At 72.9% G+C, this 19,417-nt stretch carries 17 protein-coding genes; 3 read left to right on the top strand and 14 right to left on the bottom strand.

Annotation, left to right across the window (positions count from 1 at the left end; genetic code table 11):
• Positions 1-76 precede the first annotated feature (76 nt).
• Genes ACTIF1_RS10910 through ACTIF1_RS10900 form a run of 3 tightly spaced genes read right to left on the bottom strand, consistent with a single transcriptional unit; the run spans position 77 to position 4,940 of the window.
• On the bottom strand, positions 77-1,711 hold the full coding sequence (locus ACTIF1_RS10910) for an alpha-D-glucose phosphate-specific phosphoglucomutase (RefSeq protein WP_439596440.1): 1,635 nt from the start codon (positions 1,709-1,711) through the stop codon (positions 77-79).
• Between the two features lie 59 nt (positions 1,712-1,770).
• Positions 1,771-3,777 carry a M3 family metallopeptidase gene (locus ACTIF1_RS10905; RefSeq protein ID WP_439596439.1) on the bottom strand — a complete coding sequence of 669 codons (2,007 nt, stop codon included), beginning with the start codon at positions 3,775-3,777 and terminating at the stop codon, positions 1,771-1,773.
• 44 nt (positions 3,778-3,821) lie between these two features.
• Positions 3,822-4,940: a tripartite tricarboxylate transporter substrate-binding protein gene (locus ACTIF1_RS10900; RefSeq protein ID WP_439596438.1), complete on the bottom strand. Its 1,119-nt coding sequence runs from the start codon at positions 4,938-4,940 to the stop codon at positions 3,822-3,824.
• On the opposite strand from ACTIF1_RS10900, the gene ACTIF1_RS10895 reads away from it, so the two are divergent.
• Positions 4,924-5,871 carry a D-2-hydroxyacid dehydrogenase family protein gene (locus ACTIF1_RS10895; protein WP_439596437.1) on the top strand — a complete coding sequence of 316 codons (948 nt, stop codon included), beginning with the start codon at positions 4,924-4,926 and terminating at the stop codon, positions 5,869-5,871. The two genes, ACTIF1_RS10900 and ACTIF1_RS10895, sit on opposite strands and share 17 nt — an antisense overlap.
• On the opposite strand, the gene ACTIF1_RS10890 is transcribed toward ACTIF1_RS10895, so the two are convergent.
• From ACTIF1_RS10890 to ACTIF1_RS10865, 6 genes are all read right to left on the bottom strand, one after another.
• Positions 5,868-7,370 carry a helicase HerA domain-containing protein gene (locus tag ACTIF1_RS10890; protein WP_439596436.1) on the bottom strand — a complete coding sequence of 501 codons (1,503 nt, stop codon included), beginning with the start codon at positions 7,368-7,370 and terminating at the stop codon, positions 5,868-5,870. The two genes, ACTIF1_RS10895 and ACTIF1_RS10890, sit on opposite strands and share 4 nt — an antisense overlap.
• Positions 7,371-7,469: 99 nt before the next feature.
• A complete protein-coding gene (locus tag ACTIF1_RS10885; protein ID WP_439596435.1) occupies positions 7,470-9,146 on the bottom strand; it encodes a dihydroxyacetone kinase family protein in 1,677 nt (558 codons plus the stop codon).
• A 41-nt stretch (positions 9,147-9,187) separates the two neighbouring features.
• Positions 9,188-10,063: a hypothetical protein gene (locus ACTIF1_RS10880; RefSeq protein WP_439596434.1), complete on the bottom strand. Its 876-nt coding sequence runs from the start codon at positions 10,061-10,063 to the stop codon at positions 9,188-9,190.
• On the bottom strand, positions 10,060-11,079 hold the full coding sequence (locus tag ACTIF1_RS10875) for an MlaD family protein (RefSeq protein ID WP_439596433.1): 1,020 nt from the start codon (positions 11,077-11,079) through the stop codon (positions 10,060-10,062). Before ACTIF1_RS10875 ends, ACTIF1_RS10880 begins: the two co-directional genes overlap by 4 nt.
• The gene (locus ACTIF1_RS10870) at positions 11,061-11,759 is read right to left on the bottom strand and encodes an ABC transporter ATP-binding protein (RefSeq protein ID WP_439596432.1); all 699 of its coding nucleotides are present in this window, start codon (positions 11,757-11,759) and stop codon (positions 11,061-11,063) included. The genes ACTIF1_RS10875 and ACTIF1_RS10870 overlap by 19 nt, the downstream gene beginning before the upstream one ends.
• A complete protein-coding gene (locus tag ACTIF1_RS10865; protein WP_439596431.1) occupies positions 11,756-12,571 on the bottom strand; it encodes an MlaE family ABC transporter permease in 816 nt (271 codons plus the stop codon). The genes ACTIF1_RS10870 and ACTIF1_RS10865 overlap by 4 nt, the downstream gene beginning before the upstream one ends.
• A gap of 130 nt (positions 12,572-12,701) precedes the next feature.
• Here ACTIF1_RS10865 and ACTIF1_RS10860 point away from each other — a divergent pair, with 130 nt between their 5' ends.
• On the top strand, positions 12,702-13,862 hold the full coding sequence (locus tag ACTIF1_RS10860) for a YihY/virulence factor BrkB family protein (protein ID WP_439596430.1): 1,161 nt from the start codon (positions 12,702-12,704) through the stop codon (positions 13,860-13,862).
• A gap of 3 nt (positions 13,863-13,865) precedes the next feature.
• Here ACTIF1_RS10860 and ACTIF1_RS10855 read toward each other — a convergent pair whose 3' ends face one another.
• Positions 13,866-15,458: an ABC transporter substrate-binding protein gene (locus tag ACTIF1_RS10855; RefSeq protein ID WP_439596429.1), complete on the bottom strand. Its 1,593-nt coding sequence runs from the start codon at positions 15,456-15,458 to the stop codon at positions 13,866-13,868.
• A gap of 64 nt (positions 15,459-15,522) precedes the next feature.
• Complete coding sequence (locus ACTIF1_RS10850) at positions 15,523-16,299, bottom strand: class II glutamine amidotransferase (protein ID WP_439596428.1); 777 nt, start codon at positions 16,297-16,299, stop codon at positions 15,523-15,525.
• A 149-nt stretch (positions 16,300-16,448) separates the two neighbouring features.
• Between ACTIF1_RS10850 and ACTIF1_RS10845 the strand changes: the two genes are divergently transcribed.
• Positions 16,449-17,057, top strand: coding sequence for a TetR/AcrR family transcriptional regulator (locus ACTIF1_RS10845; protein WP_439596427.1), 609 nt, complete (start codon positions 16,449-16,451; stop codon positions 17,055-17,057).
• A gap of 15 nt (positions 17,058-17,072) precedes the next feature.
• Here ACTIF1_RS10845 and ACTIF1_RS10840 read toward each other — a convergent pair whose 3' ends face one another.
• The 3 genes from ACTIF1_RS10840 to ACTIF1_RS10830 are packed head-to-tail and all read right to left on the bottom strand — an operon-like array spanning position 17,073 to position 19,358.
• Positions 17,073-18,212: a DUF3618 domain-containing protein gene (locus ACTIF1_RS10840; protein WP_439596426.1), complete on the bottom strand. Its 1,140-nt coding sequence runs from the start codon at positions 18,210-18,212 to the stop codon at positions 17,073-17,075.
• Entirely contained in the window at positions 18,209-18,610 is a 402-nt protein-coding gene (locus tag ACTIF1_RS10835) for a phage holin family protein (protein WP_439596425.1), read from the bottom strand. The genes ACTIF1_RS10840 and ACTIF1_RS10835 overlap by 4 nt, the downstream gene beginning before the upstream one ends.
• Positions 18,603-19,358 carry a hypothetical protein gene (locus ACTIF1_RS10830; protein ID WP_439596424.1) on the bottom strand — a complete coding sequence of 252 codons (756 nt, stop codon included), beginning with the start codon at positions 19,356-19,358 and terminating at the stop codon, positions 18,603-18,605. Before ACTIF1_RS10830 ends, ACTIF1_RS10835 begins: the two co-directional genes overlap by 8 nt.
• Positions 19,359-19,417: the final 59 nt, after the last annotated feature.

Raw genomic sequence — 19,417 nt, 5'->3', positions numbered from 1 at the left:
GGTCTGCCGCCTTCTCGCCTGAACTGGTGGAGGAAGGCGTAGCAGAAGCCGACCGGGCTGGGGAAGCCAAGCGGGGTCAGGTCACCACGGAGGGGGCATCGCGGCCGGTATGGCGGGCAATGCCCGCGATCTCGCCCGCCGCCGCGATGACCGGGGCCAGCACCGCCTGCGTTTCCAGGTCGTGGCGGGCCGGGTCGGGCTCGAAGCGCTCCAGATAGACCCGCAGCGTGGCGCCCACCGTGCCGGTGCCGGAGAGCCGAAAGACCGCCCGCGCATCCTCCGCGAACAGGATCCGCACGCCCTGCTGCGCGGTGACGGAGCCATCGACCGGATCGGTATAGGCGAAGTCGTCGCAGGCGGAGACGGTGAGGCCGCCGAAGCTCTTGCCCGGCAGCGTGGCGAGCTGCGCGCGCAGCGCCTGCATCAGCCCGTTCGCGGCGGCGGCATCCACCTCCTCATAATCGTGCCGCGTGTAGTAGTCGCGGCCGAAGCGCGCCCAATGGTCCCGCACCAGCGCATCCGCGCGCTGCCCGGTGGCGGCCAGGATGTTCAGCCAGAGCAGCACGGCCCAGAGACCGTCCTTCTCCCGCACATGATCCGACCCCGTGCCCGCGCTTTCCTCGCCGCAGAGGGTGATGCGGCCGGAATCGAGAAGATTGCCGAAGAACTTCCAGCCGGTCGGCGTCTCGTAGCAGGGAATGCCGAGCGCCTTGGCCACCCGGTCCACCGCGCGGCTGGTGGGCATGGAGCGTGCGACGCCGGCCAGCCCCCGCGCATAGCCCGGCGCGCGATGCGCATGGGCGGCCAGGATCGCCAGGCTGTCGGAGGGCGTGACGAAAAGCCCCGGCGCCACGATCATGTTGCGGTCGCCATCGCCGTCGGAGGCCGCGCCGAAATCCGGCGCATCGGCGCGCAGCATCGCCTCCATCAGCTCCGCCGCATGCACCGGGTTCGGGTCCGGGTGATGGCCGCCGAAATCGGGCAGCGGCGTGCCGTTGCGCACCGTGCCAGGCGCGGCGCGCAGCGTGTTCTCCAGGATGGCCTTCGCGTAGGGGCCGGTGATCGCGCTCATCGCGTCGAACTGCATGCGGAAGCCGCCCGCGAAAAGCTGCGCGATGGCGTCGAAATCCACCAGCTTGCGCATCATCGCGGCGTAGTCCGAAACCGGATCCACCACCTGGATCAGGCAGTCGCCGAGGCGCTGTTCGCCGATCTGGTCCAGATCGAGGTCCGGCACCTCCATCATCGCATATTCGGTGATCGCGCTGGCGCGCCGGAAGATGGCGCCGGTGATCTCCTCCGGCGCCGGCCCGCCATTCGCCGCATTGAACTTGATACCGAAGTCGCCGTCCGGCCCGCCGGGATTATGGCTGGCCGAGAGCACCACGCCGCCGATCGCGCCCGAGATGCGAATGAGGTTCGAGGCCGCCGGCGTCGACAGCAGCCCCCCCTGCCCCACCAGAACTCGAGCAAATCCGTTGGCGGCGGCGATCTTCAGCGTGGCCTGCACCACCTCCCGGTTCAGGAAGCGGCCATCGCCGCCGACCACCAGCGTCGCGCCCTGCCGCTTCTCGCCCAGCACGTCGAAGATCGCCTGGACGAAGTTCTCGACGTAGTGCGGTTGCTGGAAGACGGTCACCTTCTTGCGCAGGCCGGAGGTGCCGGGCTTCTGGTCGCTGAAGGGCGTGGTGGCGATGCGGCGAAGGCTCATGCGTTCTCTCCCGGCATTGCCGCAGCTTCACCCTGCGGCTCCGCCGGCGGCAAGACCCCCTACGCCTCGGCCAGCCCCCGGTTGCGCAGCAGCGCCTGGACGGAGGGTGGGCGGCCGCGGAAATCGACGTAGAGCTCCATCGGGTCGCGCGTGTCGCCGGCCTGGTAGATGTCCTTGAGCTTCGCCGCCAGCGCCGGGTCGAAGGGATCGCCGGCTTCCTCGAAGGCTTCGAAGGCATCGGCATCCAGCACTTCCGCCCACATATAAGCGTAGTACCCGGCCGCGTAGCCGCCGCCCGCAAACAGGTGCTGGAAATGCGCGGGGCGATGGCGCAGGCCGATCGCCTCCGGCATTCCGATCTCCCCCAAAAATTCTTCCTCGAACTGCACCACGTCGAGCGCCTGCGGGTCGGGATGCGTGTGCAGCGCCAGGTCGATGAGTGCGGAGGAGACGAATTCGACGCTGGCAAAACCCTGGCCATCCTGGCGCGCGGCGAGCAGCCGCCGCAGCAGATCCTCGGGCAGCGGCTCGCCAGTCTCATGGTGGCGCGCATGGCTGCGCAGGATTTCGGGCACTTCCAGCCAATGCTCCAGCACCTGGCTAGGGAATTCGACGAAATCCGCCAGCACCGCGGTGCCGGACTGGGAGGGGTAATGCGCGGCGGAGAGCAGGCCGTGCAGCGCATGGCCGAATTCATGGAACAGCGTCCGCGCCTCGTCGAAGGACAGCAGCGCGGGCGTCGATTTCGCGATGTTGTTGTTGTTCACGACGATCGGCGTCACCGGGCCATCCAGCCCATGCCCCACGCGATAGCTGCTCATCCAGGCGCCGGATCGCTTGCCCGCGCGGGCAAAGCTGTCGAGGAGAAACACGCCGCGATGGGCGCCGTCCTCGTCCTGCATGTCGAAGGCGCGGACATCCGGGTGATAGACGGGAATGTCCGGCCGCTCGATGAAGCGCACGCCGAACAGGCGCCGCGCCGTGTCGAAGACGGCGGCCAGCATGCCGTCCAGCGGGAAATAGGGCTTCGTCAGGCTCTCATCGATATCGTGCCGCGCGCGGCGCGCGATCTCGGCATAGTGGCGCCAGTCCCAGGCCTCGATGGGGTGGCCGGCCAGCGCCTCCAGCTCCGCCCGCTCCACCGCCGCGCGGCGTTTCGCGGGGGCCCAGACCTGGTGCAGCAGGTCCGAGGCCGCGGCGGCGTCGCGCGCCATATTGTCGGCCAGGCGCCAGGCGGCGAAATCCGCATGGCCCAGCAGCCGGGCACGCTCGGCCCGCAGCGCCAGGATCTCGCGGATCAGCACGGTATTGTCCCGCGCGCCAAGGCCCCGCGCCACCCAGGCGCGCCAGGCCACCTCCCGCAGGTCGCGCCGCGTGGAGAAGACCAGGAAGGGCTCGATGGAGGACCGCGACAGGGTGATGACCCAGCCCTCCACGCCCCGCTCCCGCGCGGATTCCCGCGCCGCGTCGCGGGCGAAATCCGGCAGTCCCGCGAGGTCCCCCTCCGCCAGCACCAGCTGCCACTCATTCTCGTCCGCCAGCACGTTCTGGCCGAATTGCGTGTGCAGCACGGCGAGCCGCGTGGAGATCGCCGCCATCCGCTCCCGCGCGGCGGCATCCAGCGCGGCACCGCTGCGCACCAGCCCGGCATGCAGCCGCACCAGCAGCCTGTCCTGCGCCGCATCCAGGCCGAGGCTTTCGCGGCGCTCCAGCAGCGCGGAAATGCGCGCGAAGAGCGCCGGGTTCAGCGTGATCTCGGCGCGATGGCGGGCGAGCCGTGGCGCATAGTCCCGCTCGATCGCCTGATAGGCCTCGGTGGCCTGGCTGGAGACCAGGTTGAAGAAGACGCTGCGCACCCGGTCCAGCGTCCGCCCGCTGCGCTCCAGCGCCTCCACCGTATTGGCAAAATCCGCGGGCGCCGGGTCCGCGGCGATGGCGGCGATCTCGGCAAGCTGCTCCGCCATGCCCTGGTCGAAGGCGGGCCCGAAATGCTCGGGCCGGATCAGGTCGAAGGGCGGCACGCCGAAGGGCGTGGTCCAGGGGGCGAGCAGCGGGTTTCCGGTCATGCGGCCAGCCTAGCAGGGCGCGGATTGGCCGGCCAAGCCGGGCCTCAGTTCGCCGCCTCCGCCGCCTCCAGCAGCGGCTTCCAGCGGGCGATCTCGGCCCGCCAGAAGTTCTGGGCGCCCGCCGGGGCGGTGCGCTCCCCGCTGGCGGGCTCGCTGCCCAGCTCGGCGAGGCGGCGGCCGACATTCTCGTCCCGCAGCGCGGCCAGCAAGGCGCGGTTCAGCCGTTCCACCACCGGCCCCGGCGTGCCGGCGGGGGCAAACAGCATGTTCCAGCCGGACATGCTCATGGCAGGCAGGCCGGCCTCCGCCGTGGTCGGCACCTCGGGCAGCGCGGCGGCGCGGGTGGGGGTGCTGATCGCATAGGCGCGGATCGTCTGGCCACGGATCTGCTGCGCGTTGTTGGTGGTCTGGTCGCAGCCCAGGTCCAGCGTGCCGGCCATCAGGTCGTTCATGACCAGCGCATTGCCGCGATAGGGCACCAGCGTCACCGGGGCGCCGATGGCGGAGATCAGCAGCAGGCTGCACAGGTGGCTGGTGGAGCCGATGCCCGCATTGCCCAGGTTCATCCGGCGCCCGTCGCGCCGCACCACCGCCACCAGCTCCGCCAGGTTGGCCGCCAGAAAATCGCGCCGTGCGATGATCGCCATCGGCACCTCGTTCACCAGGCCGATCGCCTCCAGCGCCTGCGGATCGAAGCTGAGGTTGCGCAGCAGGGTGGGGATGGTCGCCTGGGCCAGGCTGCCGAAGAGGATGGTGTGCCCATCCGGCCGCGCCGCCGCGACGCGCCCCTGGCCGATGGACCCGCCGGCGCCGGAGGCATTCTCCACCACCACGGATTGCCCCAGATCCGCGCCGAGCGAGGGCGCGATCAGCCGCGCCACGACATCCGCCGGACCGCCGGGCGCGAAGCCGACCACCATGGTGATCGGCCGCGCCGGAAAGCTTTGCGCGGCAGCCTCGCCGGCAAGAACGGTCAGGATTCCGCAGGCCAGGCTGCGGCACAGCGCCTTGAACATGATTTCGCTCCCGTTTGTTGCGCGCAGGCTGGCAGCTTCGGCGCGGGCTGCAAAGCGGGAAGGGTGCCGCCGTTGCGCCACGCCGGCACGGCGCGCATCCTCGGCCCCCTCCACCACCGGGCTGAGACTGATGCGGATCGCGGTCATCAACGACTATCACGGCCTCGCCCGTCAGGCGGTGGATTGGCGGGATCTCGCCACCGCGCATGTCCTCGACTTCCACGGCCGCATCACGGATGCCGAGGCTGCGGCCCTCCTGGCCGAGGCCGAGATCATCGTCACGGCGCGGGAGGAAACGCACTTCGATGCCGCGCTGCTCGCCCGGCTGCCGCGGCTGAAGCTGCTGGTCACGCATGGCATGACCAATGCGGCGCTGGAGCTGCCGGCGCTGGCCGCGCGCGGCGTCACGGTCTGTGGCACCGCGCTGGGCCATCCGATGGCGACGGTGGAGCTCGCCTGGGGCCTGGTGCTGGGCCTGGTGAAGCACATCGTGGCGGAGGATCGCGTGATCCGCGATGGCGGCTGGGGTGCCGCCCTCGGGCGCGGCCTCACCGGGCGCAGGCTGGGCCTGGTCGGTCTCGGCCAGCTCGGCGAGGGCATGGCGCGCGTCGGCCTCGCCTTCGGCATGGAGGTGGTAGCCTGGAGCGAGAACCTCACCGCCGAACGCTGTGCCGAGGTCGGCGTGCAGCTGGTGAGCCGGGAGGCGCTGTTTCGCGACTCCGACGTCATCAGCATCCATATGCGCCTGTCGCCGCGCACGCGCGGCCTGGTCGGTGCCGCGGAGATCGCGGCCATGCGGCCCGATGCGCTGCTGATCAACACCTCCCGCGGCCCGATCGTGGAGGAGGCGGCGCTGGTCGCGGCCCTGCGGGAGGGCCGCATCGGCGGCGCCGGACTCGATGTCTTCGCGCAGGAGCCCCTGCTGGCGGACCACCCGCTGCGCAGCCTGCCGAATACGCTGCTGACCTCCCATATCGGCGGCCGCACGCGGGAGAACATTTTGGTGCGCTATCGCGAAAGCCACGAGGCGGTCGCGGCCTGGCTGGCGGGCCGACCGGTGCGGGTGCTCGGCGGTTAAGCCGCCGCGGTCACGCTCTCCTCCGGCCCGTTCGGGTCGCCCGGCGCGGTTTCCCAGGCGAGGCCGACCAGCACCACGCTGCGCCGCCCGCCGCGCTCGGCGCGGACCACCAGCGCGCCCTGCTCCTCCAGATAGGTCAGCAGCCGCCGCGCCCGGCCGAGCGAGCGGCTGCCATAGGCGCGCGCCAGGGTGGCATCGGACGGACAGGGCTGGCGCTCCAGCGCGGCCCGGGCCAGCAGCAGGAAGACGCCCTGCACGTCATCCGGCAGCGCCTCCGCCCGCGCCACGGCCTGGGCCCATTCGCTGCCCTCCGCCGCCTCCGCGCCGATGCCGGCGCGCGCCGTGGTCAGCAGGCGGCGGAAGGCGGGGATGTCGATGGCCGGGCCGCCCACCTCCTCGATCCGACAGCGGACGAGAAAATCCTGATACAGCACGCTGGCCGGCCGGAAGGGCGCATCCGGCTCCGCCAGGATCTTTTGCAGCACGCCGGCGATCTTGCGACGGTGCTCGGCCTTTTCCTCCGGCGTCGGCTCCGCCACCGGCTCCGCGGCGGGCAGCGGCGGGCGGGCCTGGGCGAGCTGGGTCAAGAGATCGGGCGCGGTGGCGCGCGGCATCCGCCGGGGCGGGCGCGGCACCTCGGGCTCAGGCGCCACCAGAATCAGCTCCCGCGCCTCCGCCGCGCTGGCCTGGCTCGGCGGCGGCACCAGCTTCGGCCCGGCGCTGCGGGACCCGGTCTCCACCACGCCGACCCGCACCCGCAGCGGGCGGCGGGACACGGCCGGGCCGAGGGCCATGAAGTGCCCGCGCTCCAGGTCCCGGAACATCTCCGCCTGGCGCCGCTCCATCCCCAGCAGGTCGGCGGCGCGGGCCATGTCGATGTCGAGGAAGGTGCGGCCCATCATGAAGTTGGAGGCCTCCGCCGCCACGTTCTTGGCCAGCTTGGCCAGGCGCTGCGTCGCGATCACCCCCGCCAGGCCGCGCTTGCGGCCGCGGCACATCAGGTTGGTCATGGCGCCGAGCGCCGCGCGGCGCGCCTCGTCCGAGGTCTCGCTGGCCGCCGCGGGCGCAAAAAGCTGCGCCTCGTCCACCACCACCATCACCGGGAACCAGGCATCCCGGTCCACGTCGAAGAGCCCGCCGAGGAAGGCCGCCGCCAGCCGCAGCTGCTGCTCCACCTCCACGCTCTCCAGGTTCAGCACGACGGAGACGCGGTGCCGCCGCACCCGCTCCGCCACCTGCTGCAGGGCCGTGTCGGTATATTCGCCGGCATCCACGACCAGATGCCCGAAGCGGTCGGCGAGCGAGGTGAAGTCGCCCTCCGGATCCACCACCACCTGCTGCACCCAGGGGGCGGATTGTTCCAGCAGCCGGCGCAGCAGATGCGACTTGCCGGAGCCGGAATTGCCCTGCACCAGCAGGCGGGTGGAGAGAAGTTCCTCGAGGTCGAACTCGGCGGGGGTGCCGGAGGCGCTCAGGCCGATATCGATGGCGATCGTCATCCAGGACTCCAGGGGCGCGGGCGGTGGAGTAGCCGCAACCGGCCCGGCCCGGAAGGCGCATCCGCCAGACCCTTGATTTCCCGTGGCGACTCGGCCGCCTCAGCCCAGGGCCTGGCGGATCGCCCGCATCCAGACCAGCACGGCGCTCGCCCCCGCATCCGGCTGGCCCAGCGCCCGCTCGCCGAGATAGGCGGCGCGGCCGAGGCGCGGCGGCATGCTGGCGGTGGCCGCCGCGCCCCGCTCCGCCGCCGCCACCGCCGCCTGCCAGGCCGCGGCGCCGGTTCCCTCCGCCGTGGCGAAGGCTTCCGCCGCCGGGTGCAGCGCATCCAGCATGGTCCGGTCACCCGGTCGGGCCCCGCCGAGCTCGCAGATGGCCTCCACCGCCGCCCGGAAGGCCTCGGCCCAGCCCGCGCGATCCGGCGCCCGTCCCCCCAGCACCTGCGCCGCGCCCAGCAGGGCGGTGGCGTAGAAGGGGCCGGAACTGCCGGCGATCGCCCGCCGCAGCGCGCCCGCCATGGCTTCCAGGGCCGAGGCCGGGGTGGCGAAGGCGGAACGGGGCAGCGCCCGAATGGCCGCCGCGCCCCGCGCGAGCGAAAGGCCCAGGTCCCCATCCCCGGCATGGCTGTCGAGCGCCGTCAGCGCCGCCTCCTCCGCCTCCAGCGCCGCCGCCACCTCCATCGCGACACGGTGCAGCGTCTCGGCCAGGGGTCCAGGCGCGGGGTGGGCGGCCGGTGCCGATACCGGGGTGGCGAGCAGGGCGCGCGCCGCCAGCACGCCGCCACCCGGCCAGGCCGGCGCGCAAGCCGGCGCATCCAGCCGGGCGAGCCGCGCCGCATCCAGCCGCATCAGGCTGATCGAGCAGCCGGGCATTTCGAGCGCCGTCATGAAGTTCCCGGCCCAGCCACGCGCCACCACCAGGCCGCGGTCCCGCAGCCCGGCGAGCGCGGCGCGGGCGACGACCGCCAGTTCCATCGGCGGCGTGCCGCCCAGGCCGTTCACCAGCAGCGCCACCTCCTCCCCCGCCGCCAGCCCGGCATCGGTCACCAGCGTGTCCAGGATGGTGGCGACGATGGCATCGGCCGGCGCCATGGGGGCGCGCCGAATCCCCTGCTCGCCATGGATGCCGAGGCCGAGTTCCATCTCCTCCGCGCCCAGCTCGAAGCCGGGCCGGCCCGCCGCCGGCACGGTGCAGGCGCCGAGCGCCACGCCCATGCTGACCACGGCGGCGGCCGCCGCCTCGGCCTCGGCCAGCACGGCGTCCAGATCCAGCCCCGCGGCCGCGGCGGCGCCGGCCACCTTGTGCACCAGCACGGTGCCGGCGATGCCACGGCGCTGCGCGCGGTCCACCGTCGCATGCAGCGCGGCGTCATCGGCCACCACCACCACCCGGGTCGGGATGCCCTCGGCGGTCGCCAGCGCCGCGGCGAGACCGAAATTCAGCCGGTCGCCGGTGTAGTTCTTCACCACCAGCAGCGCCCCGCGCGGCCCGGCGGCGGCGCGGATGGCGGCCAGCACGGCATCGGTGGAGGGGGAGGTGAAGACATCGCCGGCGATCGCACCGGCCAGCATCCCGGGGCCGACATAGCCGGCATGGGCCGGCTCATGCCCCGCACCACCGCCGGAGAGCACCGCGACCGGCCGCTGCGCCGGCACCGGAAGATCGGCGCGCAGCACCACATCCTCGGCCTCCAGCAGCGCCAGGCCCGGGTTCAGGTCGGCCAACCCCTCCAGCATCTCGCGCACCACGCGGCGTGGATCGTTCACCAGCTTCTTCATGGCGTCCCCCTTCTGGCGCGGCCAGGATCGCGTCAAACCGGTCAGCGCGCCAGCAGCGCCTCGGCCTGCGCGACCGCGGCCAGCAGATCGGCCTGCCCGCCGGCCGCCTGCCGGGCCTGGGCGAGCCAGCGCCGCGCATCGGCGGCCTCGCCGCGCTCGGCCGCGCCGCGCCCGGCGCGCAGCCAGGCATCGGCCGCCGCCTCCCGCTCCCCCAGCCGTTCCAGCGCCGTGGCCTGCAGGGCGAGCGCCCGGGACAGGCCGCGATAATCGAGCGAATCGCGGCGGAGCGCCGCCGCCGTCACGCCCTGCAACCGGGCGGTCGCCGGATCGCCGCGCAGCAGCGCCGCGGCCCCATCCAGTTCCACCGCATCGGCGCGGAAGGCCGGCTGGTCCGGCGCGCCGATTGCGGCCCGCGCCGCTTCCACCCCCGCCATATCCCCGCGTCCGGCGGCCAGCAGGCCCAGGAGAAAATGTGCCCGCAGCGCGGCCTCGGCATTCTCCGCGCCGCGGCTGGCGACAAGGCGGGCCAGGGCCTCGGCCTCCGCCATCCGGCCCAGCCGGAACAGCGCCGTCGCCTCCGCCAGCAGCAGCACGGCGGAGGCGCCGCGGCCGCGCCGAGCGAGTTCCGCCCGCACCTCCCGCGCCACCGCGAGCGCCACCGGCGCATCGCCCTGGCCGAGGGCGGCGGTGGCCTGGCCGAAGCCCATGGCATCGATCGCGACCGGATCGTCGCGTTCCCGCGCGCGGGCCAGCGCCTGGGCATAGAGGCGGCCGGCCACCACCGGCTGGTCCTGGTTCAACGCGTCCCGCGCGCTATCCGCCGCCCGGTCCAGCACGCCGTCGCGCGGCGGCCCCTCCGGCGCCGCACGCCCGCCGCAACCCGCCAGCAGCAGCAAGGCAATGGCCAGGAATCTCACGGGCGCAGGCGCTCCACCATCGGACGCGGCACGGCGCCGGAGGAGACGCTGGTCTCCCGCACGCTGCCGCCACCGCCGCCCAGCAGCCAATGCCGGCGCAGCTGCACCAGCAGCAATTCCATCTGCCGCGCCGCCTCCTGCGCCTGCACCATCACGGCCGGCAGGCTGTCCGTGCCGTCGCGGATATTGGCGGTGACCTGCGGCAGCGCCGGGGTGGCGCGGGCGAGGTCGGCACTCGCCCGCTCCACCTGCGCCAGCACGCGCTCCGCCCGCTGCACCAGACCGGGCAGGGACCCGCTGCCGCGGCCGTTCGACAGGCCGGCGGTGAGCTGGCGCACCTCGCGGCTCGCCGCCTCGATATTCTCCATCACCGCCGCCGCGCGGGCGGTGGCGGCCTCGGCCTGGCGGATCAGCGTATCGTCCGCCAGCAGGCGGCCCACCGTGCCCTCCCCGCGCTCCAGCCGCTGGGTGGCGGCGGCGAAGGCGGCGGTGCCGGTGCGCAGCTCGTCCAGGATGGGGAAGACGCGCTGCTGCAGCTCATCCAGCAGCGTGCCGAGCGTTTCCGTGGGCGCGCGTTCGCTGGTGGCGCGGATCCAGGCGCGGTCCCAGTTCAACTCCTCCCCCCGCCCGCGCTGGATATCGAGATAGGCCGGGCCGGCCACGCCGAAGCGGCGCCGCACCACGGCGGTGGAATCGCGGCGGATGAAGGGCTTCGCCTGTTCCTCGATGCGCAGTTCCGCGCGGATGCGGCGCTCGGGGTCGACGATGATGCGGCGGACGGAGCCGGCGCGGATGCCCAGCACCTCGGCCTCCGCCCCCACCGAGAGGCCTGCCACGCCTTCCTCCGGCAGCAGCACCATCAGCGTGGCGCCATCGGCGAACCATTCGCGGATCACGCCGCGCTGGAACAGCGCACCGAGGAACAGCACCAGCGCCAGGACGACCAGCGCGCCCACCCAGCGATCGGTGTGGCGCAGCCGGACGCGGTCTTCCTGGCTTAACGTGGAGCCAGACATGGTTCATCCCCCTTCAGACCATCCTGCTGCAGCACCCACCACTGGCTTGCAGGAAAGCCGGGCGTGTTCCAGGCGCGGCGCGAGCGCGTGGACCACAGCGCCGCCGCGCCGCGTTCGCGCGCCGGGGCCAGCGCCGCCAGCAGCGGCTCCGCCAGCAGATCCGCCGTTTCCTGGTCCAGCGGGCTTTCCAGCAGGATCAGCTCCGGCGCGCCCAGGAAGGCGCGGGCGCAGCCGGCCCGGGCCAGATCCACCCGGTTGAGCTCGGCCGGATGGCGTAGCGGCAGGCCCGGCAGGCCGAATTGCTTGCAGAGCGCCACGGCCTGGGACCGCAATTCGGCATCCGGCAGGTCGGTGTGGTGGCGGCAGGCCAGCAGCATGCCATCCGCCACCGTCAGATGCGGCAGCCAGCCGCCATCGCCCGGCGCCAAGCCGATGCGGCCGCGCAGCGCCTGGGCCGGGACGCGCGGCAGCGCCGCCCAGTCCTGCGCTAGGAATCGCACCTGGCCCGCCGCCAGCCGCACCAGCCCGGCGCAGATCAGCGCCAGCGCCCGCGCCATGGCCGGATCCTCCGCATGCACCAAGGCGAGGTCGCCCGGCGCCAGGTGCAGCGTCACCGCGCCCTGGATCGGCGAGGCCCCCGGCACCGGCCGCGCCGCCTCCACCTCCAGCAGCGGCGTCACGAGACGGCCACGCTGAGGATGGCGCTGGCTGCCAGGATGCCCAGCAGCCCGCGCACGAAGGCGCGCGGCAGCAGGTGGGAGGGCGATTCGGCCCGGGTGGAGGACATGCCGGTGATGGCGCAGACCAGTGCCACCAGCGCGCCCACCACCACCAGCTTGACGGCGAAGAGCACGAATTCGGCGGTATCGGTGGCGGCAAACAGGTTCGTCAGCAATTCCCGCGGCGCGTTCTGCACCAGCCCGCCGAACCAGCCGGTGAGCCAGCCGGTGAACAGCGCGACGGCCAGGAAGATGACGCCGAGCGTGAAGCCCGCCACCGCCAGCGCCACCACCCGCGGCAGCACCAGCAGGCTGAAGGGGTCCAGGCCCTGCGCCTCCAGCATGTCCAGCTGCCCGCCGGCCTTGGTGGCGCCGAATTCCACCACCGTCACCGTGCCGCTGCGGCCGAGCAGGATCAGCCCGACCAGCACCGGCGTCACCTCCCGCACCAGGACCGTGGTGAGAAGGCTGCCCGTGTAATCCTCCTGCCCGGCAAAACTCAGCCAGCGGATCGCCTGGTGCACGACACCGAAGCCGACCAGGCTGGCGGTGATCATGACGGTGCCGAAGCCGCCGGCGATCGCCTGGTGCAGGGTGCGGCGCAGCTCGGCGCGCAGCGTGCGGCGGCGCCAGCTGCGGGGGTTCAGCCCCTCCGCCAGCACGCCCACCGCCAGCGCGGCGGTGGCCAGCACCATCTGGACGCCGCGTCGCGCCGGGCCGCCGATGCCCTCCAGCACCAGCCATGGCAGCGCCACGGGTCGCGCCTTGGCCATCGCCCCCTCCCTTGCCATCCCGGATCGGTCAGCGCGGCCGGTCGCGGAAAGTTTCCAGGCGCGCCAGCACCCGCGGGCCGGGCGCGGCGTTGCCCGACCGACCGAGGCAGCCGGAATGGGAACCAGCAGGATGAGCGAAGCGCAGGACCGGCGCCGGCGCGGCACAGGCGAGAGCGGCGGCTGGATGGTGGCGGCGGCGGCGCTGACCGGGCTGCTGGCGCTGGATTCCGCCCGCCGCACGCCGCGCCGGCTGCGGACGGTGGAGAGCTGGCCGCGCCAGGGGGATCGGCAACCGGCCGCGCGGGAGCCTGCCGGCCGCGAGACCGCGCAGCTGGCGCGCGGGGATCGGCGCGATGCCACGGGCCAGGGACGCCAGGCCGATGCCCCCTCCGAGATCCCGGCCCGGGGCTGGTGGCAGATCGCCAGGCGCACCGTGTCCCAGGCCAGCGAGGACCGGCTGATGACCGAGGCCGCGGGCATCACCTTCTACACGCTGCTGGCCCTGTTCCCGGCGCTCGCCGCGCTGGTCTCGCTCTATGCGCTGGTGGCGGATCCGGCGACGATCCAGGGGCACCTGGATTCGCTCGGCGGCATCGTGCCCGGCGGCGGGATGGAGATCATCACCGAACAGGTACAGCGCGTGGCCCAATCCGCCGATGGCACGCTCGGCCTCGGCGCCATCGCCGGCCTGCTGGTCTCGCTCTGGTCGGCCAACCAGGCGGCCAAGGCTTTGTTCGATGCGCTGAACGTGGTCTATGAGGAGCGCGAGAAGCGCAGCTTCGTCAAGCTGACGCTGACCACCCTGGCCTTCACCCTGGGCTTCATCCTGTTCGCCATCCTGACCATGATCGGCGTGGTGGCGGTGCCGGTGGTGCTCGGCCTGGTCGGGCTGGGCAGCCGGGCGGAGACGCTGCTGGACCTCGGCCGCTGGCCGCTGCTGCTGCTGCTGGTCGGGCTCGTGCTGGCCTGTCTCTATCGCTGGGGTCCGAGCCGGGAGAGCGCGAAATGGCGCTGGGTGAGCTGGGGCAGCGGCTTCGCCGCGCTCGCCTGGCTCGCGGTCTCCGCCGGCTTTTCCTGGTATGTCGCCAATTTCGGCAGCTACAACGAGACCTATGGCTCGCTCGGCGCGGTCATGGGCTTCATGACCTGGATCTGGATCTCCGCCATCGTGGTGCTGCTGGGCGCCGAGCTGAATGCGGAGATGGAGCACCAGACGGCGCGGGACACCACCACCGCGCCGAACCGCCCGATGGGGCAGCGCGGCGCGGAGATGGCGGATACGGTGGCCTGATCCTCAGCGCGCCGCCTTGCGGATGTTCCAGGCAATGATGATGCCCGGCATCGCCAGAACGTCCGAGATGCGCGGCGTGACGGCGGAGGGCAGGTACCACTGGCCATAGGGCACATAGGGCACCAGGCGATAGGCGCTTTCCTGCAGCTCATCCAGGATGCGCTTCCGCTCGGCCGCATTCGCCGCATAGGGAAAGGCATCGATCAGCGCCTGGTGCGCGGCATCGCAGGGCCAGCCCGGCCAGGCACGGTCGCAGCTGGCCTGCATCGGCACATTGCCCACGGGGTCCGAGGCGCCGAGGCCGTTCCAGAAGGTCAGGCCGATATGCCAGCCGCCCTCGCTCGGCGGGCGCCGATTGGCGCGGCGCCCGGCCATGGAGGCGAAGTCGGTCGCCTGCACATCCGTGCGGAAGCCCACCGCCTGCATCTGCTGCGCCAGCACCAGCGTCGCGGTATCGACGAAGGGATTGTCGGTGGGGTCCATGATGACGATCGGCGTGCCGTCGTAATTCGCCTCTCGCAGCAGGGCACGGGCGCGTTCGCGGGCGGCGGGGCTGCCGAGGCCGGCGGGGACATCGGCATTCGTCTCCTGCGGGGACCCGCAGACGAAGAAGGCATGGCACACCTGGTACAGCGCCGGGTCGGGGAACATCCCCTGCAGGATCTCCTCCTGATTCACCAGCAGCATCAGCGCCTGGCGGACACGGGCATCGTTGAAGGGCGGGTGGATGTGGTTCATCCGGATCATGCCCGGCGCGCCCAGCGTATTGGTGCGGACAATGCGCATGCCGCGCCGCTGCAGCATCGGCAGGAAGTCCACGCCGGGACTCTCGATATAGTCGATCTCGCCCTGGATCAGCGCCAGCGTCGAGGTCTGCGCATTGGCGATGTTCTGCCATTCCACGCGATCGACATGCACGACCTTGCCGCCGGCGGTGCCGGAGGCGGGCTCCGGCCTAGGCACGTAGTTCGGGTTGCGGCGATAGACCACGGTGCTGCCCGGCACCCATTCCTCGCGGGAGAAGATGAAGGGCCCGCTGCCGATCGTCTCCCGGATTGCGGTGAAGGGGTCGGTCGCGGCGATGCGGGCCGGCATGATGGCGGGCATATTGCCGGCGGGTTTTGACAATGCGTCCAGCATCAGGCCGTAGGGGCGCGTCAGCGTCCAGACCACCGTCTTGCCGTCCGCCTGTGGCTCCAGGCTCGCGGTGATCGCCAGGATCTGCCGTCCATGCGGGTCCCGCGCGCCCCAGCGACGCAGCGAGGCCACCACATCCTCCGCCGTCACCGGCGCGCCGTCATGGAAGGCCAGCCCCTCGCGCAGCGTGAAGCGCCAGACCAGCGCATCGTCGGAGACGCTGTAGGTGGAAACCATCTGCGGCTGCGGGCGCTGCTGCGCGTCGCGGCCGAAGAGCTGGTCGTAGATCATATGCGCATGCGATTGCACCACGCCGGCCGTGGTGTTGATCGGGTCCAGCGTCTGCAGATCCGCATTCGGCACCATGCGCAGCACGCGCTCGGGCGGCAGGGTCTGCGCAAGGGCGGGCCCGGCCAGCAGGCTGGCGCCGAGGACCAGGGTGGCGAGGCGGGTCAGCATGGGTCATCCCCCGTTGCGTGAGGACGCCTTATGGACCGGTTGTTACAGATCGGACAAGATCCGGTCAGGCGGCGACCGCGAAGGGCATCACCTGCACCTCCTGCCCCGGCCGTGCCACCAGCGCATGGTTCGCGGCGATCGGCAGCCAGCCGGCATTGCGTTCATCCACCGGCTCCGACACCACCAGCACATTGCCGCCGACGCGCCGCCAGTAGAGCGAGGGCGGGCGACCATCGGAGGACCAGCGGAAGCAGGTCAGCGTGGTGCCGTCGCTATGCGCCGCGGCGAAGCGCAGCGCCTGGCTGCTGCCCGCCTCCTCCATCAGCGCCTGCACCCGCGCCAGGGTGCGCGACAGCGCGCCGATCGGATCGGTCTCCAAACCCTCCGCGACCGCGGCCAGGAAGATCGCCTCGGTATCGCCGGTGCCGAGGCGGTGCTCGTAGAGCCGGTCCGGGATCAGCGCCTCCATCCGCCGCTTGATCCGCGCATAGTCGCCGACCTGGCCATTATGCATGAACATCTGCCGGCCGAGGCCGAAGGGGTGGCAATTGGCCCGCGTGGTGGAAGTGCCGGTGGAGGCGCGCACATGCGCGAAGAAGAGTCGCGAACGCACCTGGGCGCAGAGCGAGCGCAGGTTCTCATCCGACCAGGCGGGGCGGATCTCCCGGTACAGGCCCGGCTCCTCCCGCTCCCCGTACCAGCCGAGGCCGAAGCCATCGCCATTGGTCGGCGTCTTGCCCTCATCGGCATGCATGGACTGGTGGATCAGCGAATGCGCGGGCGCGCAGACGAGGTCGGCGAGGAAGATGGGTTCGCCGAGATAGGCGAGGAAGCGGCACATCGAGGCAGGATCCGAAGGGTGGCGAGGGCCGAAGGTTGCGACCATGCTGCGCGCGGGACAATAAGGGACCGTTGCGACGCCACGGATTTGCGACCCGGCCACCACGCCCCCTATGCTGCGCCACCTTGGCCGCGAGGCTTCCGCCCCCGATGTCCCGCCCCCGCAGCTTCGACGAGGATGCCGTGCTGGATGCGGCAATGCGCCACTTCTGGCGGCACGGCTATGCCGGCACCAGCGTGCGCGACCTCGGCCAGGTGATGGGCCTCGGCCAGGCCAGCTTCTACAATGCCTTCGGCGACAAGCGCAGCCTGTTTGCCCGCTGCCTGGACCGCTACCTGGAGGGCGGGATGCGCGCGCGAATCCTCCGGCTGGAGGCGACACAGCCGCCGCGCCAGGCCATCGAATCGCTGCTGCGTGACATCGTCGCGCGCTCGCTGCGCGACCGGCTCGGCTGCCTGCTGGTGAATACGGCGCTGGAGGTGGCGCCGCATGACCGCGGCCTGGGTGCCGTGGTGGCGGCGCGGCTGGCGGAGCTGGAGGGCTTCTTCCGCCGCCAGGTGCAGGCCGGCCAGGCGGATGGCAGCATCGCCGCGGGCCGGGATGCGGCGGATCTGGCGCGGCTGCTGATGACGCTCCTGCTGGGCCTGCGCGTGCTGGCGCGCGGGCGGCCGGACCGGGCGGTGATGGAAGGCGCGCTGCGCCAGGGCCTCAGCCTGCTGGATGCGCCCGTCTCCCCCCGGCCGCCGGCCGGGGGGTAGCGGCGCGCCCTGGCCTCAGCCCAGGCCGCCGGCCGGCCGCATGCCCGGATGGACGCCGCCGCCGGGCTGGGAAGCGGCGCCGGTCTCCGGCTTCGCCGCCTCGCCCTCCGGCGCCTCGGCCAGCGCGGCCTTGGCCCGTTCGGCCAGGCCATGGGCCGCGCCGACCACCGCCTCCCGCGCCTGGCCGGCCATCGTCGAGACGCCCTCGGTCGCCGTGCCACGGGCCTGCCCGGCCTGGTCGCCGATGCTGTCCCGCGCCGCGGCATAGCCCTGCTGCGCCATCTCCGCCGCCTGCTGCGCGAGGTCGTCGCGGGTCTCGCCCATCAGCCGGTCCTCGGCCTCCGTCCGCGGCAGCATGGCGCCGACGGCGGCGCCGAGCGCGACGCCCAGCGCGCCGAGCACCAGCGGCTGGTCGCGCAGCAGCGAGCCCATGCTGTGCTGCGCCTCCTCCACCCATTCGCCCATCCGGTCCTGCGCCGCGCCGGCATAGTCGCCGGCGGTGCAATAGGCGCGGTCGGCATAGTCCGCCGCCTCATGCCGCGCCTGGCCGGCATAGTCCGCGGCCGCATGCGCCGCCCGTTCGCCCCGGCCACGCAGATCGTGCGCCGCCTGGCCCGCCGTCTCGCCGGCCGAACCGACCGCGCCCGCCACGCTGCGATAGGCGGAGCCTGCGGCATCGGCCGCGCTGCGCGCGGCACCCGTGACGCTGTCGCGCACCGCGCCCGCAGCATCGCCCACCGCCTCCGCGGCCTGACTCAGCATGCCCGGGCCGGACTCCGCATCGCCGCGAAAGTCCCGGTCCGTCACGGCGTAGCTGCCTGGCGCCGCGTAGGCGCCGCTTTGCCTGCCAGCCGGATAGGCGCCGCTGCGCAGGCGCGGCGTGGTGACGCCGGGCGCCTTGCCCAGCATCAGCCAGCCGATGCCGGCGCCGATCAGCAGCAGCGGCAGCGGATTGTCGCGCACCGCCGTGCCCAGGTTGCGCGTGAACTCCGCGCCGCCGGAGGTGCGGGCATAGTCCAGCGCCTGCTCGAAGAGCTGGCCGGGGGAGGTGCGGTCGCGCAGCTCCTCCAGCGTCTGCGTCAGGCCGGCGCGCGTCGCCTCCACCTCATGCTCGATCTCCGCGCTGCCGCGGTTGCCGGGATCCGTGCCGCTCATCGTACCTGCTCCTTCGCCACTCGCGCATCCCGCGACAGCTGCTCGGCCGTGCGCTGGGGCATGAGGTTCGTGGTGTTCAACTTCGAAACGCCGCCGCGGATCAGCGCATAGCCGAGCAGCGCCGCGACGAGGGCGACGATCAGCTGGGACCAGCCCAGCGGCACGCCGAAATGCACCAGCAGCGAGACCAGCGCGAAGAGCAGCAGGATCAGCGCACCCAGCAGCAGGCCGGCGCCGGCGCCGAGCGGCGTGACGGCGCCGGAGGCGTGGGAAATCTTCTCCCCCACCTCGGCGCGGGCCAGCTGCACCTCCTGTCGGAACAGCGTGGAGATCTGGCCGATCACCGTGCTGAACAGCTCGGGCAGCGATCGCTCCGACTGGCGATAGGGATCAGACATGGTCGCCACCCCCCGCCACGGGCGGCTGCGGCAGGCCGGAGGCGCTGCCACCGGGCCAGGCGGCGGCGCCGCCGAGCGAGGCCGCGGCCAGCGTCGCCGGCTTGGCGCCGCTGCCATGGATCCCGGTGCCCTGAGCGCTGCCAGCCTGCGGCGGCACCCAGCCCGGCGCCTGGCTCGCCACCTCCGGCGCCACCGCGCCGCCCATCGGGGCCATCCGGCCCGAGGCGCCGCGATGGCGCGCCGCCTCGGCAGAGCTCTTGGCGAAGCGCGCCAGGCCGAAGCCTGCCAGCACCGCGGCACCGAAGAAGGCCACAGGCTGGCGCCGGGCGAGATCCTCCACCCGGCCCAGCAGCTCCGCGGGGCTGCTGTTGCGCAGCGTGCGGCCCATATCCTCGATGGCCGTGGCGGCCTCGTGCACATAGCGCGCCATCACCGGCGACTGCGCGCCGAGCTGGTCGGCCGCGCCATGCACCGCTTCTGCGAAACCCTCGGCCTGTTCGGCGCCGGCCTGCTGCTGCGTCTCGGCGAAGCGCAAGGCGCGCTGCCGGGCGGCGTCGAGCACCTCGGCACCCTCCGCCTTCAGCTCGGCGGCGGTGCCGCTGGCCTCCTGCCGGAGCGTGCCGGCAGCCTCGCTGGTCGCGGACTTCACCTCATCCAGTGCCGCGCGGCCATCGGCGGAAGCCTGGCGCAGCGGATCGGGCTGCGGGCTCCGCGGCGGGTCGCGATCGGGAAGGCCAGCCTGTCTCATGTCACTCATCTGCGCACCTCGCCTGCTGTTCCGCGCCGATCGGCCGGACATCGCGCCCG

The organism is Falsiroseomonas sp. (assembly GCF_051860665.1).
Taxonomy (GTDB): domain Bacteria; phylum Pseudomonadota; class Alphaproteobacteria; order Acetobacterales; family Acetobacteraceae; genus Falsiroseomonas.
The sequence above is the reverse complement of the archived record's forward strand: the minus strand, read 5'-3'. Positions and strand labels throughout refer to the sequence as shown.